The organism is Atribacter sp., from assembly GCF_035418125.1.
GTDB classification, from domain to species: domain Bacteria; phylum Atribacterota; class Atribacteria; order Atribacterales; family Atribacteraceae; genus Atribacter; species Atribacter allofermentans.
Genome location: NZ_DAOLQM010000128.1, coordinates 1 through 2,853 on the forward strand (window position 1 = coordinate 1; position 2,853 = coordinate 2,853).

The 2,853-nt window shown below is 43.3% G+C and carries 2 protein-coding genes; both read left to right on the plus strand.

What is annotated here, in order from left to right; translation table 11 throughout:
- The first annotated feature begins 198 nt into the window (after nucleotides 1-198).
- Nucleotides 199-1,269, plus strand: coding sequence for a DMT family transporter (locus PLK24_RS07270; RefSeq protein WP_324477723.1), 1,071 nt, complete (start codon nucleotides 199-201; stop codon nucleotides 1,267-1,269).
- Nucleotides 1,270-1,538: 269 nt separating this feature from the next.
- Nucleotides 1,539-2,786, plus strand: coding sequence for a Glu/Leu/Phe/Val family dehydrogenase (locus tag PLK24_RS07275; protein WP_324477725.1), 1,248 nt, complete (start codon nucleotides 1,539-1,541; stop codon nucleotides 2,784-2,786).
- The last annotated feature ends 67 nt before the right edge of the window (nucleotides 2,787-2,853 follow it).

Below are 2,853 nucleotides of genomic sequence, written 5' to 3' on the forward strand. Positions count from 1 at the left end.
GATGAGATTACCAAGGTTTCTGAATATGAAGTCTCAGAATAACAAAGAATCGCAAAGGCACTTTTCATGCTACTATGCACCTTGAACTGAAGGAATTGTTGAAGATTAAAAACGCAGAATAATTACCCCGACATTCCCCGTTAACCAACTAAGGAGTAAAATATATAAAAAAGGGTGAAGGAAAGAAAAGACTTCATTATGAATAAAACAGTTTTAATTCCCACCTTTTATGCTTTGACGGCGGCACTGCTTTTTGGACTTAGTACTCCTTTGAATAAACTACTCCTGAACACCATCGAACCACTGGTTCTTTCCGGCTTAATATATTTAGGAAGCGGATTAGGCATTCTCATTTATCGATTGATAAAAGAGAAAAGCCTCTATACTCAAACTGAAGCTAAGCTGCAAAGAGAAGAAATTCCCGTGTTAGTCGCAGCTGTTTTGGCGGGTGGAGTTTTAGCCCCAATCATTCTTCTCTATAGCATTCGGATTACCCCGGCATCGACAGCATCGCTTTTGCTCAGTTTTGAAGGTATTGCAACAACTTTATTAGCGGGAATTTGGTTCGGAGAATATATAGGAAAGAGGGTATGGTTAGCAATTGCCATTGTGACTCTGGCAACCATGCTTTTATCGGTGCAATGGAGTCAGGGGTGGGGATTTACAATTGGGGCTTTTGGAGTGATAGCTGCCTGTTTTATGTGGGGATTGGACAATAACCTCACTAGAAATTTAAGCACCCGGGATCCTCTTTTGTTAGTTTTCGTCAAGGGTTGTGGCGCTGGAGGATTTTCTCTTCTTTTAGCCCGCTTCTTCAACCTCTCTTTTCCCAGTTTTCAAATGATTTTAATCGCAATGGCGATTGGTGTTGTTTCCTATGGGTTGAGTATTGTTTTTTTTATTCTCTCCCTCCGCAGTCTAGGCTCATCCCGCACCACGGCTCTTTATAGCATTGCCCCCTTTGCCGGTTCATTGCTTTCTTTTCTCATATTGGGAGAGCAGCCTCAGCGGGTATTTTACCTTTCTTTTCCGCTCATTCTGGTAGCCACCTTAATTCTCCTCACTGAAACTCATTCTCACCAGCACCTTCACAATGCCTATTCTCATGACCATCGTCATTCCCATTGGGACGGTCACCATAACCATATTCATCCAAGTTTTTTTCAAGAAAAAGATATCGTTCATTCCCACCTTCATGAACACGAAGAAATGGTACACGACCATCAGCATCTCCCGGATATTCATCATCGCCATCAACATAAAAAGTAAATAACCGCTTTTCCGGATGATCCTTTTCATTATCTCAAAAAAAAAAAAAAATGGAAAAAATATTCTCTTCCCTCTTTTTAATTTTTTCATCATGTGGTAAATTACTCAAAATTACATAAGTCATTTCTTAAGGGTGAGTGTTCACCTCCTTCCTCAAAGACGAGGAGAAAATGACAACGACCTCGATGACGAGGGACGTTTGTTCTCGATGGAGAGAGATGCAATTTCTCGACAGGACAATTTCTTGTCTCGATGAGGAGGAATGTAACGTGTCTACCACTAACCCCTTTGCAATAGCGCAAGCCCAGCTTGATAAGTGTGCCGAAATTATCCACCTTGATCCTGCTATTCATGCTATTCTCCGGATGCCCAAGCGTGAAATTCATGTTTCTATTCCAGTGCGCATGGACGACGGTTCGATAAGAGTATTTCAGGGATTTCGTGTTCAATATAACGATGCTAAGGGACCAACTAAAGGTGGAATTCGATTCCACTCCTTGGAAACCATTGATACCGTTCGGGCTCTGTCTGCCTGGATGACTTGGAAATGTGCGGTAATTGATATTCCCTTAGGTGGTGGGAAGGGCGGAGTCATTTGTGATCCGAAAAGTATGTCAACCGGCGAGTTAGAAAGGTTGAGCCGAGGCTATATTCAGGCGATATGGCAGTTTATTGGACCAGATAAAGACATCCCGGCACCAGATGTATATACCAATCCACAGATTATGGCCTGGATGATGGATGAATATTCCAAATGCTCTGGAAAGAACCAGTTCGGAGTCATTACTGGAAAACCGCTGGCTGTGGGAGGAACGGTAGGTCGAGGTGATGCCACGGCTCGGGGTGGTATGTATGCATTACGAGAAGCCGCCGAGGTATGCGGAGTTGACCTCAGCCAGGCGACAGTTGCCGTCCAGGGATATGGAAATGCTGGTTTTTACGCTGCTAAACTAGTACGGGAGATGTTCGGTTCAAAAGTCGTTGCCCTCAGCGATAGTCAGGGTGGAATCTATAATCCTGACGGCTTGGTTCCTGATGCAGTTTTGGAATATAAGGAAAAAACCTGTTCGGTTAATGGTTTTCCTCAATGTGATTCCATCACCAATGGAGAAATCCTCTCCTTAGATGTAGATATTCTTATTCCTGCAGCACTGGAAAATGTAATCACCGACCAGAATGCCGGATCTATCAAAGCTCGTATTGTAGCCGAACTAGCTAATGGACCGACAACTCCTGAAGCTGACGATGTTTTGTTTGAAAACGGAGTTCATGTTATTCCAGATTTCCTCTGCAATGCTGGAGGAGTGACGGTTTCCTACTTGGAAATGGTTCAAAATTTCTATATGTATTACTGGGAGGAAGGCCGGGTTTATGATTGCTTAAACAAGAAGATGACTCGTGCTTACCATGCGGTTCACCTGACTTCAAAAAAATATTCAATCAACATGCGTCAGGCAGCTTATATCGTAGCTGTCGAAAGAGTTGTTGAAGCGATGAAACTAAGAGGTTGGGTTTGATTCTTTGATTGAAATATCTCCCTCTCGTGCTCTTCCTTGGGCATGAGAGGGGTAGTTTGGGGGGGGA

What these genes read in the sequence shown, in the direction of transcription:
- PLK24_RS07270 (WP_324477723.1), top strand. Translation starts at nt 199, where the DNA reads ATGAATAAAACAGTTTTAATTCCCACCTTTTATGCTTTGACGGCGGCA.